The 18375-nt window shown below is 51.5% G+C and carries 12 protein-coding genes and 2 tRNA genes; 6 read left to right on the top strand and 8 right to left on the bottom strand.

The genetic code is table 11. The annotated features are described in order from the left end of the window. Positions 1–67: 67 nt before the first annotated feature. Positions 68–1423: an MATE family efflux transporter gene (locus U9S71_RS14975; protein WP_326328357.1), complete on the top strand. Its 1356-nt coding sequence runs from the start codon at positions 68–70 to the stop codon at positions 1421–1423. A gap of 25 nt (positions 1424–1448) precedes the next feature. Here the strand turns inward: U9S71_RS14975 and U9S71_RS14970 are convergent, their stop codons facing one another. The 3 genes from U9S71_RS14970 to U9S71_RS14960 all read right to left on the bottom strand — a co-directional run bounded on the left by U9S71_RS14970 (position 1449) and on the right by U9S71_RS14960 (position 6810). After that, positions 1449–2840: a dihydrolipoamide acetyltransferase family protein gene (locus U9S71_RS14970; protein WP_326328356.1), complete on the bottom strand. Its 1392-nt coding sequence runs from the start codon at positions 2838–2840 to the stop codon at positions 1449–1451. A gap of 160 nt (positions 2841–3000) precedes the next feature. Then, positions 3001–4251 carry a competence/damage-inducible protein A gene (locus U9S71_RS14965; RefSeq protein ID WP_326328355.1) on the bottom strand — a complete coding sequence of 417 codons (1251 nt, stop codon included), beginning with the start codon at positions 4249–4251 and terminating at the stop codon, positions 3001–3003. A gap of 3 nt (positions 4252–4254) precedes the next feature. Further along, on the bottom strand, positions 4255–6810 hold the full coding sequence (locus U9S71_RS14960) for a putative LPS assembly protein LptD (protein WP_326328354.1): 2556 nt from the start codon (positions 6808–6810) through the stop codon (positions 4255–4257). A gap of 188 nt (positions 6811–6998) precedes the next feature. Here U9S71_RS14960 and U9S71_RS14955 point away from each other — a divergent pair, with 188 nt between their 5' ends. The 4 genes from U9S71_RS14955 to tig all read left to right on the top strand — a co-directional run bounded on the left by U9S71_RS14955 (position 6999) and on the right by tig (position 10436). Continuing rightward, positions 6999–7802: an N-acetylmuramoyl-L-alanine amidase family protein gene (locus tag U9S71_RS14955; RefSeq protein WP_326328353.1), complete on the top strand. Its 804-nt coding sequence runs from the start codon at positions 6999–7001 to the stop codon at positions 7800–7802. Positions 7803–7908: 106 nt separating this feature from the next. After that, the gene (locus U9S71_RS14950) at positions 7909–8853 is read left to right on the top strand and encodes an MlaD family protein (RefSeq protein ID WP_326328351.1); all 945 of its coding nucleotides are present in this window, start codon (positions 7909–7911) and stop codon (positions 8851–8853) included. Between the two features lie 70 nt (positions 8854–8923). Next, positions 8924–9005: transfer RNA gene (locus tag U9S71_RS14945), tRNA-Leu, on the top strand. 84 nt (positions 9006–9089) lie between these two features. After that, positions 9090–10436, top strand: a complete 1347-nt coding sequence (tig, locus tag U9S71_RS14940; RefSeq protein WP_326328349.1) for a trigger factor — start codon at positions 9090–9092, stop codon at positions 10434–10436. A gap of 66 nt (positions 10437–10502) precedes the next feature. On the opposite strand, the gene U9S71_RS14935 is transcribed toward tig, so the two are convergent. Next, a complete protein-coding gene (locus U9S71_RS14935) occupies positions 10503–11279 on the bottom strand; it encodes a copper resistance protein NlpE N-terminal domain-containing protein (protein WP_326328347.1) in 777 nt (258 codons plus the stop codon). Between the two features lie 55 nt (positions 11280–11334). Next, on the bottom strand, positions 11335–13374 hold the full coding sequence (locus U9S71_RS14930) for a S9 family peptidase (RefSeq protein WP_326328345.1): 2040 nt from the start codon (positions 13372–13374) through the stop codon (positions 11335–11337). Positions 13375–13469: 95 nt separating this feature from the next. On the opposite strand from U9S71_RS14930, the gene U9S71_RS14925 reads away from it, so the two are divergent. Further along, positions 13470–13766 (top strand): DUF202 domain-containing protein, encoded by a 297-nt coding sequence (locus tag U9S71_RS14925; RefSeq protein WP_326328344.1) that lies wholly within the window; start codon positions 13470–13472, stop codon positions 13764–13766. A gap of 66 nt (positions 13767–13832) precedes the next feature. Here the strand turns inward: U9S71_RS14925 and U9S71_RS14920 are convergent. From U9S71_RS14920 to U9S71_RS14910, 3 genes are all read right to left on the bottom strand, one after another. Continuing rightward, a tRNA-Leu gene (locus tag U9S71_RS14920) sits at positions 13833–13916 on the bottom strand. Between the two features lie 83 nt (positions 13917–13999). Continuing rightward, complete coding sequence (locus tag U9S71_RS14915) at positions 14000–17185, bottom strand: efflux RND transporter permease subunit (RefSeq protein WP_326328343.1); 3186 nt, start codon at positions 17183–17185, stop codon at positions 14000–14002. A gap of 30 nt (positions 17186–17215) precedes the next feature. After that, the gene (locus U9S71_RS14910; RefSeq protein WP_326328342.1) at positions 17216–18343 is read right to left on the bottom strand and encodes an efflux RND transporter periplasmic adaptor subunit; all 1128 of its coding nucleotides are present in this window, start codon (positions 18341–18343) and stop codon (positions 17216–17218) included. Positions 18344–18375 lie beyond the last annotated feature (32 nt).

The raw sequence follows: 18375 nt of genomic DNA, 5'->3' as shown, positions 1-18375 counted from the left end.
CTCTCGGAGCTTTTTTTACGGACAATGTTGTACCTTTGGCGCTCCAAAAACGCAAATCAAAGCAGGCATGGGCTGGCAATTGAAACGATACAAACCCTATTACGTCAGTACGTTGGTACTGGCCGGTCCGGTAGTGATTTCGCAATTGGGCCACATGTTGGTCCAAGTGGCCGATAGTATTGTGGTGGGCCATTTTGCCGGCACCATCCCCCTTGCTGCCGTATCGTTAGTGCATAGCATATTTATGATTGTGATGGTCATGGGCTTGGGCATTGCCTATGGGCTGACACCGCTAATTGCACAAGAAAACGGTCGCAAAAACCATGTGGAATGCGGCGCTCTGCTATCCAACAGCATATGGATCAACCTGTTTACGGGTATCGGACTGTTCTGTTTGGTGTATTTCGGGTCGATGGCCGCCATTGACCACCTCGACCAGGACCCGGCCGTGGTGCATGAAGCGAAACCATACCTGTTTATCTTAAGCTTATCCATTGTACCGTTGATGGTTTTCAGTGCGTTCAAGCAATTTGCAGAAGGGTTGGGGTTTACCAAGGAGGCCATGCGCATCACCATATGGGGGAATGTACTCAACGTGGTGTTGGCCATCGTTTTCGTGAAAGGCATGTTTGGTGTGGCGCCAATGGGCGTGAGTGGGGTAGGGTATGCCACCTTGATAGACCGTTGCTTAATGGCTGCGGTAATGGGTTTCTATGTATTCCGGTCGGTCAACTTCAACCGGTATTTGGAACGGTTCAGGTTATTTTACCTGGATTTACCACGCTGCCGTTCGATTTTGAAAATCGGTGCCCCGGTAGCTATGCAATACGTGTTTGAAGTGGGGGCGTTTGCCGGTGCTGCCGTCATTGCGGGAACGATCGGTGCCCATGAGCAAGCGGCGCACCAGGTTGCAATTACCCTGGCGGCGCTGACGTATATGATGGCGAGTGGTGTTGCGGCTGCGGCCACCATCAAGACGGGAAATAGCTTCGGCCAACGGAATTTTTTCCGCTTACGGCGGTTTGCAATTTCCAGTTACCACATCGTGCTACTCTTGATGGGAGTAAGCGCATTGCTGTTTGCGCTGCTGAACCAGTACCTGCCCTGGATTTTCACAAAAGATACGGTTGTTATCGGCATCGCTGCGCAGCTGCTCATCATCGCGGGGTTGTTTCAGCTGTTTGATGGTACGCAGGTAGTGGGGTTGGGCGTATTGCGGGGCGTCGGCGATGTGAATATCCCTACACTGATTACATTTGTGGCCTATTGGCTCATCGGACTGCCGGTGGCTTATCTGCTGGGTATCGTGCTCGGCTTCGGGGTGTTAGGTATTTGGTGCGGACTTACACTGGGTCTGCTCACGTCGTCCTTACTCTTATATTTCCGTTACCGGAGCGTTATTTCCGATGTTGATTCGCGTTGAATCGTCACATCTTGAAATCGTCACATCAAACCTCCCGGTTCACATCCCAGTTTTCCAGGTAATCAGCTACACGTTTCACAAAGCGGCCACCCAATGCCCCATCAACTACACGATGGTCGTAAGAAAGCGACAAGTACATCATGTGGCGGATACCGATCATGTCGCCATGTTCCGTTTCAATTACCGCAGGTTTCTTGGTGATCATGCCTACTGCCAGTATCGCCACCTGTGGCTGGTTGATGATGGGCGTACCCATGATGTTGCCAAATGCACCGATGTTAGTCAGGGTGAACGTACCGCCTTGCGTGTCGTCGGGGCGTAGTTTGTTATTACGCGCACGGTTAGCCAGGTCATTTACCGCTTTGCCCAGTCCAACCAAACTTAGCTGGTCGGCATTTTTGATCACCGGTACAATGAGGTTACCCGACGGAAGCGCTGCCGCCATGCCGATATTGATATGCCGTTTTTTGATAATTTGCGTACCATTGACGGAAACATTGACCATTGGGAAGTCGCGGAGGGCCTTGCTCACGGCTTCGATGAATATCGGGGTGAGCGTGATTTTTTCGCCTTCGCGTTTTTCATAGGCTCCCTTTATCTTGTTGCGCCAATTGACGAGGTTGGTCACATCGGCCTCCACGAAGGAGCATACATGTGGTGACGTCTGGACGCTTTTTACCATATGGTCCGCAATCAATCGGCGCATACGGTCCATCTCGATGATTTCGTCTTGAGGGGCTATGGGAATGGTAATTGATGTTTCCGGTGGTGTGTCACTGATCGATCGTTCCGGAGCAGTGTCATTAGAGGTGTTTTCTGATTCCGGTGGCGGTTGCGAGAAGATAACTTCTGTAGATCGCGTTAGACTTCCGTAGGTAGATGGTCCATCCGGGTCGTTTTTCCAAGTCAGGTAATCGAGCACGTCTTGCTTGGTTACCCTACCCTCATTCCCGGTTCCGGGGATGCTATCGAGCTCCTGGGTGCTCATACCTTCTTCTGCTGCGATATTCTTCACCAGGGGCGAGTAGAATTTGCTAGCGCCGTCTTTTGAAGGCGAGGATGAGGATGTTGTTGTTTCGTTATCTTGCAATTGATCTATACCTGGGATTTCCTCTGCTTCGATGGTATCGGAAACAACGGGTGATACAGTTTCGACGGTTCCATTGGCATCGGCTTCCTCTACTTCGAGCGTAGCGATGACATCGCCAACCTGTGCCACCGAATTCTCGGTAAAAAGCTGGGCTTTGAGTGTACCCGAAACCGGTGCGGGTACATCGGAGTCCACTTTGTCTGTGGCTACTTCCAGGATCGACTCATCCTCTTCGATGCGATCGCCCGGTTGTTTCAGCCATTTGACGATCGTCGCTTCCGATACGCTTTCTCCCATCCGGGGCAGTTGTAAGTTGTATGTCGCCATAACGATTTTTCCGTATTACTGTTCTCCGCATTGTTGATTGAAACGCGTCTAAGTTACATAAATAATTGACTAAAAATAAAACAACGAAACTTTATTCTGTTTTATTGTTTTCGTTCGAAATAAAATAACGGGATGACGCCCAAAGCTGAATACTATCGGTTTATTCAGGGTTCTCCGCGTGCAGCAATCGCCAAAGCATAAACAAGGCCGCAGCGGAAGACCGTTCAATATTGATCGCCCGGTCGCGGCCAAACAGGAATTGGTGGGCAACGACGCCCGATTTGCCAGCCGCGGCAATCCACACCAGTCCAACGGGCTTGTCGGCCGTGCCGCCGTCCGGTCCGGCGATACCGCTTACGGCAACGGCATAGTCTACCTGGAAGCGATCTTGTGCACCTACGGCCATTTCGCGTACGGTTTGTTCACTTACGGCCCCGTGCGCCTCGAGGGTTTCGGCCTTTACATCTAGTGTCGCTTGTTTCACGGCATTGGAGTAGGTTACAGCGCCGCCTTCAAACATGGAGCTGCTACCCGGCAATGCGGTAATTAGCCGGGCAATGTTACCACCCGTGCAACTCTCGGCGGTTGCGAGCGAAAGTTTCCGCTGTTGCATAAAGTCACGGATCAGTATTTCCAACGCGGTATCTTCGTCGGCGAGGAAATGATCGCCCAGGCGCTCCTTCAATTGGCTAGCGATAGCCGCTGTTTCTTGTTTCAGTGCCGCCAGGTCTCCGCCCGTGGCTGTAAGCCGAAGCCGTACCAGTCCGGGTTTGGGCAGGTAAGCCAAATGGATGTGGGGCGGCAGCGCACTTTCGATATCGGCAATCTTCTCGGCCAGGAACGACTCGCCGATACCGGCAGTGAGCACCGTATGGTGCCATAGTGGCTGGCGCCCTTCCATGTTGCTGAGCCGTGGCAACACGCGTTCCCGCATGATGTGTTTCATCTCGAACGGCACCCCCGGCATGATGATGTATGGTTTCTCCTTATGTGTTAACCACATGCCCGGAGCGGTACCCATATCATTAAAGAGGATTTCGCTCTTATCGAGCACATCGGCTTGGCGGCGGTTTATTTCGAGCATGGGTCGGTTATTCCTGCTGAATATCGACTCCACATGGGCCAATACTTTCGGGTCGCGGTGTATGCCGCAGCCGAAGTACACCGATAGCGTCTGCTTTGTCACATCATCTTTAGTGGGGCCCAGTCCACCGGTGATCAGCACCACGTCGGCCCGTCCCGAAGCCAATGTGAGGGCAACGATGATATCGGCCGGGTGGTCGGCCACGGAGGTCACCTGTTTGACGTGGATGCCGATGGCATTCAGCTGTTGAGCCAACCATGCCGAATTGGTATCAACGATTTGCCCGATCAGTATCTCGTCGCCTATGGTAATGATTTCTGCCTTCATATCTTAGAAACTGCCGAAGTTGTCGTTTCGTTTGGTCAACTTCAAATCTTGTAGAATAGAAGCCTTGGCCCTAATGGTTACGTTATAACTTTTGTAATTCCCGAAAGGCACCCAGCCGAACGACATGTCCCAGCAATGGAGGTCCCGGTAAATGCTGAACCGGGTCATGGAAACTTCGCTTTGCACAAAGTCGTACCCCGAGTTGAACTGGACTTTCCACTTGGGTGTCACGCTGAAATCGCCATGGATATTGAGCGTGGCGGTGGTACGCGCTCGGGTTCCCGGGTTGGCATATTGGAAACTGAACGAACCCGCGAGGTTCCACGGGATGTTGAAATCGACGAAAGCGTTCGGATCTGAACTGATGCGGGCCAGTTGCTGCTGTTGCTCGGGCGTCATATTGGCCTTTTGATTATCGAGCGAGTCGAGGCCATCCTGTCGGTTTTTGTTGGCTTCGGGGTTGAAGCTATAATCGAATGATAGGCCAAAGTTCGTGAGCCGCGCCAGCTTACCATCTTTGATTATGTAGCGGTTTACGCGCCTGCCCGCCTGAGTATCGAACGCATACGGGTCAAACGTGCCGTTGAAGTTGAGGTTGATTTTCTGATTAAACAGGGCGGTCCGGCCCGAAAAGTTGATGTTGGATAACTTAAAGGAATCGGCTACGAAATTGTAGTTGCCGCTGAAGGTGAGCCCTTGGAGTATGGGTACTTTTTTTACTCCACCGTCGGTGGTGTCTTTTTTGCTCAATATTTTGGCTTCCAAGTTATTGTCGATAGAGAAGCCGATGCCCATGGAGCGTCCGGCTCCCGGCGATCCGTAGCGGCTGCCCTGGAAAATGGAGTACTGGGTCTGTTCGCCCCGGGCATCGATAAATTTCCGGTAAAAGCCATACTGGGGGTCGGAAAAGTCGGGCCGGTAATTAAGGTTGAACGAGGGTGTGATGACGTGGCGCATGGCCTGTATCTTTCCGATTTTAGGGTACATGCCGTAGATTTTGGTCGACAGGCCCGACGATACCGAATAGTTGTAGGACCGCCGGAATCCGTTCACGGTATCGCGCAACACTTCAAATCCACCGGGCGTATTTTCCAGCCGCTGGCGGTAGGTTTGGAAGTGCCACCCTTCGGTGTAGTTCACGCTCGAGTTGAACTGGAAGAATTTCAATACGTTGAGCGAAAGGCTCACGGGGATGCTATGCTGGAAGCCGTGCTGGAACTGGCTTAATGTTTTTTTGTTGAATAGTCCAGCCTCTTTCGCGTTGAGGATGTTATCGCCCCGTAGCGAATAACTCATGTTGATGCGCTGGTACCATTTCTGTTCACCCACACGGTCTTTGGAGTCGAACGGGTTGAATGAGCTCACGCTGAGCGAGAACGTAGGGAGGTCGAGTGCGATCGTTTTCGCTACCATATCTTGCGAGTGCCGCAAGCTGCTGGTAAAGTTTATCTTACCATCGAGAAACGTCCGGCCATAGCTGATACTCGAATTCATCGAGTTGCGGGTGATTTCTTCTACGTTAAGGGTTCCGGCGGCAGCGGTATTTCGGGTATAGGTGCTGGTGCCGAAGTTTACATTGGCACTGAACGTGGTGCCGGGGTTAGCCTCCTGCAGTTGGCTATGGTTCCATGTGACGTTGAAATCTGGAATTGAGGTGTATTGCGGTGTCCCTTCCACGCCGCTCTTGGTTTCGGAGTAACGGATATTAAACCCTCCATTGAATTTGTAGTTGACACGATAACGGGTACTTAGCGAGGTTTCCCATGACCCTTTGGAATACAGGGTGCCCCTTATTTCGCTGTCCCAATAGTCGTTGAAGGCAAGGTACCAACCGATATCGCGCATAAAAAAACCGCGGTTGAATTCCTCGCCGAACGTCGGGAAGAGGAACCCGGATGATCGCTTATTGGGTTTGGGGAAAAAGCCGAAGGGGATGGTGATGAACTTGAGCGGCACCCCCTCCATTACGAGGTATGCGGGGCCCGATATGATCTGGTTTTCGGTAACGATGCCTTTACTGATCTGGATGCCAAAATGGGTATGGGGCTCGGGCAGGTTACAGGTGCTGTACAAGCCGTGGTAGAGCGACATTTCGTTGTATTGGTTCTTGCGCACCCGGTTTGCTTGGATAAAGCCGCCCTCCACTTCCGTGAAAATCCCCCACGTATCGCCTTTTTCCGACTTGAAATTGTACCGCAGCGAATCCACGACTTTCGGCGTTTCATTGGGGAAGATGACCACCGGCCTACCTACGTATTTATTATTGTGGTCAAATACACCACTGGCATAGATTTCGTTGGTGTTGTTATTTATCCGGATGTAGTCGGCAGCCAGTTCGAATCCTTCGTATTTGATTTTGGCTTCCTTATAAAGGTGAATGATGTTATTACGGATATCGGTAACCTGCGAGTCTTGGGCCACGATGGATACTACGGCTCTCAGTCCATCGGGTTCCTGGGGGATGGAGTCGGCCGGTGTGCCCAGTGAGTCCAGTGCCGTCGAATCCACGGCTAAGGTGTCCATGGACAGGGTATCAGTACCCCTCATGAGCGTATCCATTCGGGTACTATCCGGCGGTAAAATTTCCTGGCCAGATACCGAAACGGCCGAGCACATCGTTAAGAATAGTGAAATGAAAGAAAAAATAACAGCAACCGACCTCAAATTTGACAATGAATATTATTTTTGCAATATCAGAATTGCGTACAAAATTAATTAAAATAGTTAGGACTTCGGTGTTTTCAGATATGACAAAACGTTTCATTGCGCCTTTTCTTTTTTTCATCGTATTTGCGGTGCTTCCTGCCATATTACATGCAAATGGGCATCAGGATACGGTGTATACCATCCGTACGGTCGTTTTGGATGCCGGCCACGGTGGCAACAAATCCGGTACAAGCGGAGCGAAGTCGCTCGAGAAAGACGTAGTGCTGCAAGTGGTGCTGAAATTGGGTAAAGCCATCGAAAAAGAGATGCCGGGGGTGAAAGTGCTGTACACGCGGACGACGGATGTGGATGTGGATCTATACAAACGCATCGAGTTCGCCAATAAACATCATGCTGACCTCTTTATTTCGGTTCATTGCAATGCGACTCCGATAAAGCGGGGCCGGCAAGACAAAACGGTACGGGGCACAGAAACGTTCGTATCGGGGTTTAGCCGGTTGGGCGAACAGGATGCGGCGATCCGTGAAAATGCGGATATCCTGCTGGAAGACAACTACGAAGAAAATTACCAGGGGTTTGATCCCAACGATCCGGCCAGTTACATTGTGTTTTCGCTGATGAAAAACCAATATCGCGACCAAAGTATCAAGCTCGCATCTTATATACAAGACGAGTACGCCAAATTGGATCGGGTAGATCGTGGGGTGCAGGAGCTTAGCTTAGCGGTATTGGCTCGGGCGGGGATGCCTGCGGTATTGACCGAAATCGGATTTTTGAGTAATCCCAATGAAGAGACCTATATGCTGTCGGCAAAAGGGCAGCAAGAAATCGTGGGTAACTTGGTCGACGCGATCAAGTCCTATAAAAAGCAGGTAGAGCGCTAAAAAAAAGGTTGCTAAACAATATCGGCGCTAAAGTTGTTTTGTAGTATTGACGAGCTTTTCTTAGCTTAGCGCATTATGGCTTAACAGACTAAAACGAAAGGTACTCTTGAAAATAGCAAACGAAACCAAAGTAGGCATATTGGCGGTAGTCGCCATTGCGATATTGATCTTGGGCTATAGTTTTTTGCGGGGCAACGACGTGTTCAGCCGCGAAATCACCCTCTATACCATTTACGACCGTGTGGATGGACTCACCGAGTCGAAACCCATCCTGGTAAACGGCTACCAGATTGGCCGGGTATCGAAGATGGAGCTGCAGCAAGATGGACGGATACGCACGGAGTTGAAGGTTAAGCGCGACTATGCGGTTCCGGTCAATACCGTGGCGTTTCTTTCTAGCACCGACTTGTTGGGTGGCAAAGCGATCGTTTTTGAGCTTGGCGACAGTGCCGTGTACGCAAAGGAGGGCGACGAGCTCCCTGCGGGCATACAGAAAAACATCATGGAGCAGGTAGAACCTATCCAGAAGAAAGCACAGGATATTGCTGCGGTACTCGATTCGGTGCTGAATTCCATCAACAATACCATCAATAAGGACTTCCAGCAGGATTTCAATCGCAGCATCAACAGCATCGCCAACTCGTTGCAGAACCTGGAAGGTATTACCAGGCAATTGGATGGCCTCGTCGTATCCGAGCGTAACCGCATCAGCGATATCGTGGGCAATGTGGAATCGATTACCAGTAACCTGAAAGAAAACAATGAGCGTATCGGTAGCGTATTGGCTAATTTGAACACCATTACAGACCAAGTAGCGAAGGCCGATTTTGCGCAGACCATTACGAGCGCGAATAAAGCGATGGCCGATTTCCAATCGATCACGGACCGCATTAACCAGGGACAAGGATCTATTGGTATGCTGCTGAACGACGAGCAGTTGTACGAAAACCTCAACCAAGCTTCCAAAAATCTGGAGGAGTTGATTGCCGATATGAAAGCCCGGCCAGGTCGGTATGTGCATTTTTCGGTGTTCGGACGAAAAGACAAATAGCAAAAAAGCAAAAAGATATTGTCGATTTAAAGAAATAACCCTATTTTTGCAGTCCAAAGAGAAATCCTATGCGGAAGTGGCGTAATTGGTAGCCGCACCAGACTTAGGATCTGGCGCCGAAAGGCGTGGGGGTTCGAGTCCCTTCTTCCGCACTTGAATCCTTCCGAAACATCGGGATCCTCCCGGAAAATCGGGAGGATTTTTTATGTAAATGCGATAAACGCTTAAAATTGAGTATGAATATTTCACACGAGAACATCGACGAAACCAACGCTGTCATCACGGTGGACCTAGCCCCCGATGACTACAACCCACAAGTAGATAAAGCGATTAAAGAACAAGCCAAGAAAGCCAAGTTGCCCGGTTTTCGGCCCGGTATGGTGCCTGTTTCGCACATCAGGCGTACCTATGGTAAGGCGATCTTGATTGATGAGGTAAACCGGGTAGTAAGCGATAAGATCAACGCTTACATCGGTGATAACAAGCTTGAAGTTTTGGGGCAGCCTTTGCCGAAAGAGGACGACACCGATTACAATTGGGATTTTGTCGATAACTTTTCTTTTGCATACGAGGTAGGGCTGGCACCGCAGTTTGACATACCATTTACCGAGAAATCTAAATTTACCCAGTACGTTATCAAAGCCGATAAGGAGACATTGGAATCGCGCATCAAGAACCTCCGCCGCAGCTATGGTAAAATGACCAATCCCGACGTATCGGAAGATGGCGACGTGCTGTACAGCGAATTGAAGCAACTGGATGCCGACGGCAAGGAGCAGGAAGGCGGCATCGTGAACACAGCATCCGTTCGTACGGATGTGATCGACGATAAGAAAATCAAGAAGTCCCTTATCGGCCTGAAAAAGGATGATACGGTAACTATTGATATCAAGAAGGCGTTCCAGTCGGCAGCGGATATCGCCCGCATCATCGGCATTTCCGAAGAGGCGGTTGAGGCGCTGGAAAACACGCAGTTTCAACTGACCGTAAAGAATGTGAACCGGCTCGAAGAGGCAGAACTTAACGAGGGGTTCTACACCAAGGTGTTTGGTGAGGGGGTGGTTACCTCCGAAAGCGAATTTGAGGAGAAAGTAAGAGCCGAGGTGGAGGATATGTTGGTGCAGAATGCTACGCAGAAGCTGCAGAATGATCTTTACCTGAAAGGCCTCGACGCGGTGAAGGCAGATTTCCCTGAGGCGTTCCTCAAGCGTTGGCTGCAAGCAAGCAACCCCGAGATCAAGGAGGATGAGCTCGAAGAAGGTTTTGCCGACTTCATCAAGAACCTGAAGTGGACGCTGATCGAGAACCGCCTTATCACCCAGAATGGGCTTGAAGTAAAATACGAAGAGGTATTGGCACTAGCGAAAGAACGTATAGCCGCCCAGATTAAGATGTATAACCCGGGCCAGGAGATCACCGACCAGCAGCTTGCCCAGTATGCGGTACAGTTGCTCGGCGACAAGGAACAGGCCAACCGGCTCTTTGATGAGGTGAAGGCACTTAAGGTGTTCGATTACCTGAAGGGTTTGGTAAAGTTGGAAGAAAAGGAAATTGAATATGATAAGTTCCTCGAATTGAAATAACATTCATTCTATGCATAAAAAAAGAGGTGCTTCCGTAGAGGCACCTCTTTTTTTATGCATGGACTTTTATTTTTCTATGGCCACAAACTTGGCCAATGGCGCCATCCGCGCGCGGAAGAGTTGTAAGGTATCGCCCTGCACGTGGTAGCTGTCGGCCGATTCCAACGCCCGTTTCAGTCCATTTTCGACCTCCATGTTTTCACAGGCCATCATGGTGCCCATCAGTTGCGAAAACGATATGCGGTTCGGCTCTTTCAGCTCGTAAGTGCCGCCCAAGCCATTACATCCGCCGGTGGCCTGCAGCCGGTTTTTCTCACTATTTAGCTGGATGTAGGGTTCCTTCTGAGTAGATCCGTCGGCTACGGCTTGTCCGTTCACTTCAATGAGTTTCCAATACCGATCGGTGATTTGGTTGGTCATTTTGGTCAATATATAGTGTTCGGCCAACGAACCCGTAATGCGGTTGCCTTCCATGTCGAGGTGGAACAGCTTGTTCTCACCTACATGGAATTTTTCGCCGCGGTCGGCCAAGGTGATTTTTCCACCGTTTTCATCCCAAGCGAAAGCACCCGACTCGGTAAACACGGAGTCGCCTTTCTCGAGGTAGCGTGTTTTTAGCACGTACGTCTCGTCGTCTTTTAATGTAAGGGTGTATCGTATACCGGGGCAGTCGGCGCACGGTAATGTACCCTGGTACGTGCCGGCCCAATCGACCGAGTTCATGCTATTGTGCGCAGGGTCCGCATTTTCGCTGTTCGCCGTTTTCTTGGTCTGGCATGCGCTAATGGCAAATGCAACAATCATCGTGCAAGCGGCGGCCTTCAATAGGTTCTTTGTTTCCATGGTGCTCTTTTTATCGAATAGTAAGCATAAAATATACCAAAAATATCCTTTTCCGTTACAATGTTTCCTTCAGCCAGCGGAAAAACTCCCGCTGCCATACGAGGGCATTTTGCGCACTCAATACCCAATGGTTTTCGTCTGGTAGATACAGCAGTCGGCTTTTTATTCCGCGCAATTGGGCCGCTTGGAATGCTTCGAGTCCCTGCTCGATGCCGACGCGGTAGTCCTTGCCACCCTGTACGATCATAATGGGGGTGTTCCACTGGTCTACGCGGGTAATGGGGTTGAAGTCGGTATACGTCTTCGCGTTCCGCTCGTCCCAATACGGTCCGCCAAGATCCTTGTTGGCGAAGAAAAGTTCTTCCGTGGTACCATACCAGCTGCGCATATCAAATAAACCATCATGGGCGATGAATGTTTTAAAGCGGTTTTCATGTACTCCCGCCAGCATGAAAACCGAGTACCCGCCATAGCTGGCGCCTACGGCACCCAGCCTATCGGTATCCACATAAGGTTCCTTGGCCATGTCGTCTATCGCCGAGAGGTAGTCGTCGATGGCTTGGCCGCCCCAATCGCCGCTGATCTGCTCATTCCATTCCACGCCATAACCCGGCATGCCCCTCCGGTTGGGGGCCACGACGATATACCCTTGTGCAGCGATCAGTTGGAAATTCCAACGGTAGGAGTAGAATTGCGAGAGCGCCCCCTGCGGTCCACCCTGGCAGTAAAGCAGCGTCGGGTATTTTTTGGCCGGGTCGAAATCCGGCGGATAGATGATCCACGACAGCAGATCTTTGCCGTCGGTCGCCTTCGAGATACGCGCTTCGACCTTACTTTTGGCGATGCCGGCATAGCGCTCGTCGTTTACCGATGTGATTTTAGTGAGCTGATGACTGGCCAGGTCGAAACGGTACAGCTCGGCGGCATGGTTCATGTTGGTGAATGATACCACCAGTTGGTTACCCGCTTGGCCAACGATGCTTGCGATATCGTGCTGCCCTTGGCTGATCTGGCTGATCTGGCGTGCGGTTGCATCCCCTAGATTGTTGGGTAGATGGATTTCGAAAAGCTGGACGGTTCCTTTCACGGCGGCCGTAAACCAGATGGTGCGGCCATTGTTGCTCCATTGGTAACCATTTACGGTACCGTCCCAGTCTTTGGTGAGGTTATAACGCTGGCTGGCTTTTTTGTCGAAAACGACAATGTCGTTTTTGTCGGATTCGTAGCCGTCTTCGGCCATGCTCAGCCATGCCAGGCGCTGCCCATCGGGACTGTACGCCGGAGCCTGGTCATAACCCACCATCCCTTCGGTGAGGTTGATGGTTGTGGCGGTGGCCAGTTCGTACCGATAAATATCAGTGTTGGTGGTTTGGGCATAGGCCGTGCCGACGCTTTTTTTGCTGACGTAGAGGATGCCCCGGCCGTCGGGGCTCCATATGACGTCTTCCCTGCCGCCGAAAGGCTGTTGGGGGGTATGGTAAGGTTCGTCGGCCATGATATCGATTGGCATACCCAATTCGCCGTCGTTATAGGTGGCGTAGAACACATGGTGGTATGAGCCATCGGCCCAGGTGTCCCAATGGCGGTAATCCAGTGCGTCATACACATAAGCATCAGATTTTGGTAGGTCCGCATGGCGGTCGGTACTGTGTATTTCCTGGAGGGGTACGGCTTGGGTAAAGAGGATGTGTTTGCCATCGGGCGAGAGGCGGACGTTATGTAGGGGCTCCGGGTACTCGGTCAACTGTGTCGGTTCGGAGCCTCCGGGACTCAGCTGCCAAAGTTGTCCTTTATGGAGGTATATGATGGTGCCACTTTGGTTGTCGATATGGACGACGCTTTCGCCTCCCTCACCGGTGGTGAGCTGTTGGGCCGTTCCGCCCGATACGGGGATGCGGTAAAGGTTTTTCTCGGATTTGTTTTCGGTAATGTCGTAGTAAGTGACGCCGTAGATCACGTCCTTGCCATCGGGCGTGACGGATTCTGCCGACACCCGGCCCAGCTGCCAGAGCATTTCGGGGGTGAGCGGTTTCTGGGCTTGGCTAACACCTGCGGTGGCTAACGCTGCTGCGATCATAAGTGCTTTGTGCTTCATGGTTGTTGTATTCGTGTGTAACGGCTGCAAGTTAGTGAAGTCTGGCTATATACGGAAATGGTGGTAGGGACGAGAACGTTTTGTAACTTTGCGTTATGAATAAAGATTTGATCCTACGCGAGCGGCTCGCCCTCCAGCGGACCATCCTGGCTAACCAGTCTACCTTCCTGTCGTTCCTGCGGACGTCCATGTACTTCGCGGTGGCGGGTGTTTCTGTCGACCGGTTGCTGGACCTACCCGGCGGACTTATTTACGAGTACGTTCTTTTCGTCATTGCAGCTATCGTTTTGGCGTTAGGTGTGTTCAATTTCACCATCCATAGAAAAAAGATCGTCCGTAGTCAAAAACACATCGGCGACTACAAATTGGAATATGGTGAGGGGGGAGATTGAGCGGCTCAAACGAAAAAATAATCAAATAAAAAAGGCGAATCTGTACTAGATTCGCCTTTTCCTATGTGCCCGGAGAGAGACTCGAACTCTCAAGGGACTGCTCCCAACGGCTTCTGAGACCGCAACGTTTACCAATTTCGCCATCCGGGCGGCACACTCCCTTTTCGGATATGTTTGGGAGTGCAAATATATTAATATTTGTTAATTGTCAATCGCCTATTAACAATTAAAATCTATTCTTCCTCATCATCACTGTGCAACATATCCCGGTGTTCTTCGGGCTTGTAGGATGCCTTAAGCTCGGCCAGTTTTTTCTTGCCATACGCCATTTTGGTAATTAGCACAAACAACACGGGGATAATGAAGATACCGATGATGGTGGCGATAAGCATACCGCCGAAGACCGTCCACCCGATGGTTTGCCGCGACACAGCGCCTGCACCCACGGAAAACATCAGGGGCATGATACCGATGATGAATGCGAGTGAAGTCATGATGATAGGGCGGAGGCGTAACTTGACCGCCTCGATGGTTGCACTGAGCAGTCCCATACCCATATCTACCCGCTCTTTGGCAAACTCCACGATAAGGATGGCATTTTTGGCTGCCAGTCCGATGATGGCCACCAGCCCGATCTGCGCATACACGTTATTGTCGAGATGGGGGAGGAAGGTCAGCACCAAGATGGCGCCGAAGATACCCAATGGTACGGAGAGCAAGATAGAGAACGGTACCGACCAGCTTTCATACAGTGCTGCCAGTAAGAGGAACACGAAAATGATACAGAGCGCAAAGATCTGCATCGTTGCATTGCCCGATTCCTTTTCTTGCAAGCTTAATCCCGAAAACTCATAGGTATACCCAGCTCCAAGGGTCTCGGCAGCCACTTCTTCCAAGGCATTCAGCGCGTCGCCGCTACTGTATCCCGGGGCGGCACTACCGCCCACATCGATGGATCGGAAGATGTTATAGTGACTGATGATCGAGGGGTTTTGCACCACTTCGTATGAAATCAAGGTGCTTAGTGGTACAGACACGCCCTGCCGGTTTTTGACGTACAGTTTATTGATATCTTCGATATCCATCCGGTAGGAAGTATCCGCTTGAGTAACCACGCGGAAGTTCCTGCCGAAGCGCGTAAAGTCATTCACATAGCTGCTACCCAAATAGCCTGATATCGTTTGGTAAATACTGCTGAGGGGGATGCCCATTTTCTTGGCCTGATCCCGGTCTACAGTCACCTCGTAATTCGGCGTTTTCGAATTGAACAGCGTATAGGCCATGCCGATTTCCGGCCGTTGGTTCGCCGCCATCACCAGTTTGCCCACCGTAGCCTCGAAATCTTTGATATCGCCACCCTGCTGGTCGAGTATCTGCATGCTGAAACCGCCGCTAGCGCCCAAGCCTGGAATAGCTGGTGGAGCAACGGCCAAAACGGTAGCTTTGGGATAACCCCGGTACATTCCTTGGATTTGGCCCAAGATCTCTGTCGCCGTGCGGGTGCGTTCCTTCCAGGATTTCAACTGCACGAAGAAAGTGGCTCCATTGGACTTGAACGAGCGGTTCAGCAGGTTGATGCCGTTAATGGCCGTGATGTTATTGATTTCGGGGAAAGCTTCCATAAACGTAGCTTCCATCTCTTCCAACACCTCGGTGGTCCGCGTAGCGGATGCACCCTCGGGAAGGGTTATGCCTGTTATGAATATCCCGTTGTCTTCTGTGGGGATAAACCCGGCGGGTTTGGCCGAAAACAAACCATAAGTACCTACATAGAGACACACCAGGATGATGACGACAATCGGTGCACGCTTAATGGCTGCCCGCACGCCCGATGAATAGCGCTTGGTGACGCGGTCGAACCAGTTGTTAAACCGGTAGAACAACCTATTCATACCCGTCGACTTTTCATTGAGCTCCGACGGTTTGAGCATAATGGAGCATAAAGCCGGGGTAAGTGTGAGCGCGACAAATGCCGATAGAAGCACGGAAACGGCGATGGTGATGGCAAATTGCTGGTACAGCAACCCCACCATACCGGGTATAAAACCGACGGGAATGAATACCGCCGCGAGAATAAGCGCGATGGCAATAACCGGTGCCGTAATTTCTTTCATGGCGCGGAGGGTCGCCTCCCGCGCGCTGAGTTTGTTTTTGTCGATGTGATGTTGCACCGCCTCGACGACAACAATGGCATCATCCACCACGATGCCGATGGCCAACACAAATGCCAGCATGGTGAGGTTGTTGATGGAGAAGCCGAATAGGTTGAAGAAGATAAACGTACCTACGATGGATACGGGAATGGCCAGGACGGGAATCAGCGTGGCCCGCCAACTTTGGAGGAAAATAAACACCACCAAGGTGACCAGGATAAGTGCTTCGATGAGGGTATGCAGTACCGCATTGATGGAAGCTTCGACCACCGATACCGTTTCGTAGCTCACGGTGTAATCCAGATCGCTCGGGAAGGTCTCTTTCAGTGCATCCAAGGCTTCGTATATACCTTCGGCAGTTTGTACGGCATTACTGCCCGGCATCTGGTTAATCATCATGCCTGATGCCGCCCGGCCATTCACGGTACTGGTGATGGTATAGGCAAATTGGCCCAGCTCTACGCGGGCTACATCATCGAGGTACACCAAAGAGCCGTCGGTATTGGTTTTGACAACAATCTGCTTGAACTCTTCTTCCGTGTCGAGGTCGCCATCGAGAATAACGGGGAATTCGAATACCTGGTCGGATTGCTGCGGTCGCGAACCTACGCTACCCCCCGGCATCCGAATATTCTGTTCCTGTATGGCGGCATTGATATCGGCCGGTGTGAGGTTGAGGTTAGCCAGCTTATCGGCATCGAGCCATACCCGCATACTGAAAGGCTGCCCGAACGCCATCACGTCGCCCACACCGTTCACGCGCATCAACGCGTCGCGTACGTATAAGTTGGCGTAGTTGTTCATGAACTGCTGGTCGCGCGTGCCATTGGGCGAAAACAGGTTGATCATCATCAACACGTCGGTGTTGGCCTTACGCGTGGTTACCCCCAGGCGGCGCACCGCCTCAGGCAGCGCCGGTTCGGCAATGCCCACGCGGTTCTGCACATCCAGCGTGGCGATATCGATATCGGTACCCACGTCAAAGGTAACGGTAATGTTCGCCCGCCCATCGGAGGTGCTGTTAGACGACATATAAGTCATGCCAGGGGTACCGTTGATCTGGCTCTCGATCAAGGTGGTTACGGTCTGCTCCACCGTTTCGGCATCCGCTCCAGTGTAGTTGGCCGAAACGTTGACCGTAGGGGGGGTAATGTTGGGATACTGGCTTACCGGCAGCGTCGTAATGGATATGACGCCAATCAACGTGATCAATATGGAGATCACGATGGAGGTGACCGGTCTTTTTATAAATACTTCTGAAATCATGTTTTACACTTGAGCTACAATGTGATTTACCTACTGTTCTGGCCCGGTTGGCTGTTTTACGGTAACTTTAGCCCCCGATCTTAAATTGATCAGTCCCTGCGTTACCACGGTATCGCCAACGGAAAGCCCTTCACGTACCACCACCTTTTCGGCTACTTTAGCCCCAAGTTCAACCAGGCGTTCTTCTACGGTACTGCTGTCTGTAACCACATAAACGGCCGATTGCCCCAGCTGCTCGGTAACGGCTTGGTAAGGGATAATCAGCTGTTTGGTGGCTGATGTGGTTCGGATACGTACGTTGGTGTTCATCCCCGCCCGCAACACGCCGTCGGGATTGGAAAACGTTGCACGCACGGTGATGGTACCCGTATTGGCATCTACCGCACGGTCGATGACCGTGATCCTGCCTGGAAGGGGGTAGGCAACGCCGCCACCGAATGTCAGCGTAACCACGGAATCCTTTTCGGCATCAGGCTGCTTCTGCAAGGCGACGAACTGTTGGATGTTGCGTTGGTTTACGGCAAAATCAACCGCAATGGGGCTGGTAGACGAGATGGTGTTGAGCAATGTGCTGCCCGCGGTTACTAAGGCACCGGCGCGTACCTGTGAGATGCCAATCGTGCCGCTGAACGGCGCCACAATCGTAGACCTGTTGAGGTTTGTGGTGGCTGTCACCATAGCAGCTTTGGCCGATGCAACCTGCGCCTCGGCGTTGTTGAGATCGGTTTCGGCATAATCAAGCGTCTGCCGCGCAATCGCATCCTGCTCGGCCAGTTTACGGTACCGTTCCACATCGCGTGTGATGCGGTCTAAATTTGCCTCTGCAATGGCTAAACCCGCTTTGGCCTGTTGCGCTGCCGCCTCATAGCGTGTCCGGTCAATTTCATAAAGCTTTTGTCCTTTCGAAACCGAAGCACCATCGGCCACGAAGATTGCGGTGATGTAACCGCTTACTTCCGCACGGAGGTCGGTTTCATTGAGTGGTACCACGCTTCCGGGATAGGCGTCTATTCCCGCCACGATTTCTTCCGTTACCACATCCGTGGTTACGGGAATGGCCTGTGCCTGCGGCCTGCCGGCTTGTTGTTGCTTGTTGCCACATGCACCTGCGAGGCCGGCAGCAATGAGGAGGAGAGGGGCTATTTTGAAGTTGTTCATATGTTTATAAGTCAATAGTCGTATCTGTTGTC

It is taken from the genome of Parapedobacter flavus (genome assembly GCF_035818675.1).
Classification (GTDB): Bacteria; Bacteroidota; Bacteroidia; order Sphingobacteriales; family Sphingobacteriaceae; genus Parapedobacter; species Parapedobacter flavus.
This window is presented reverse-complemented; position numbering and strand designations above follow the sequence as displayed.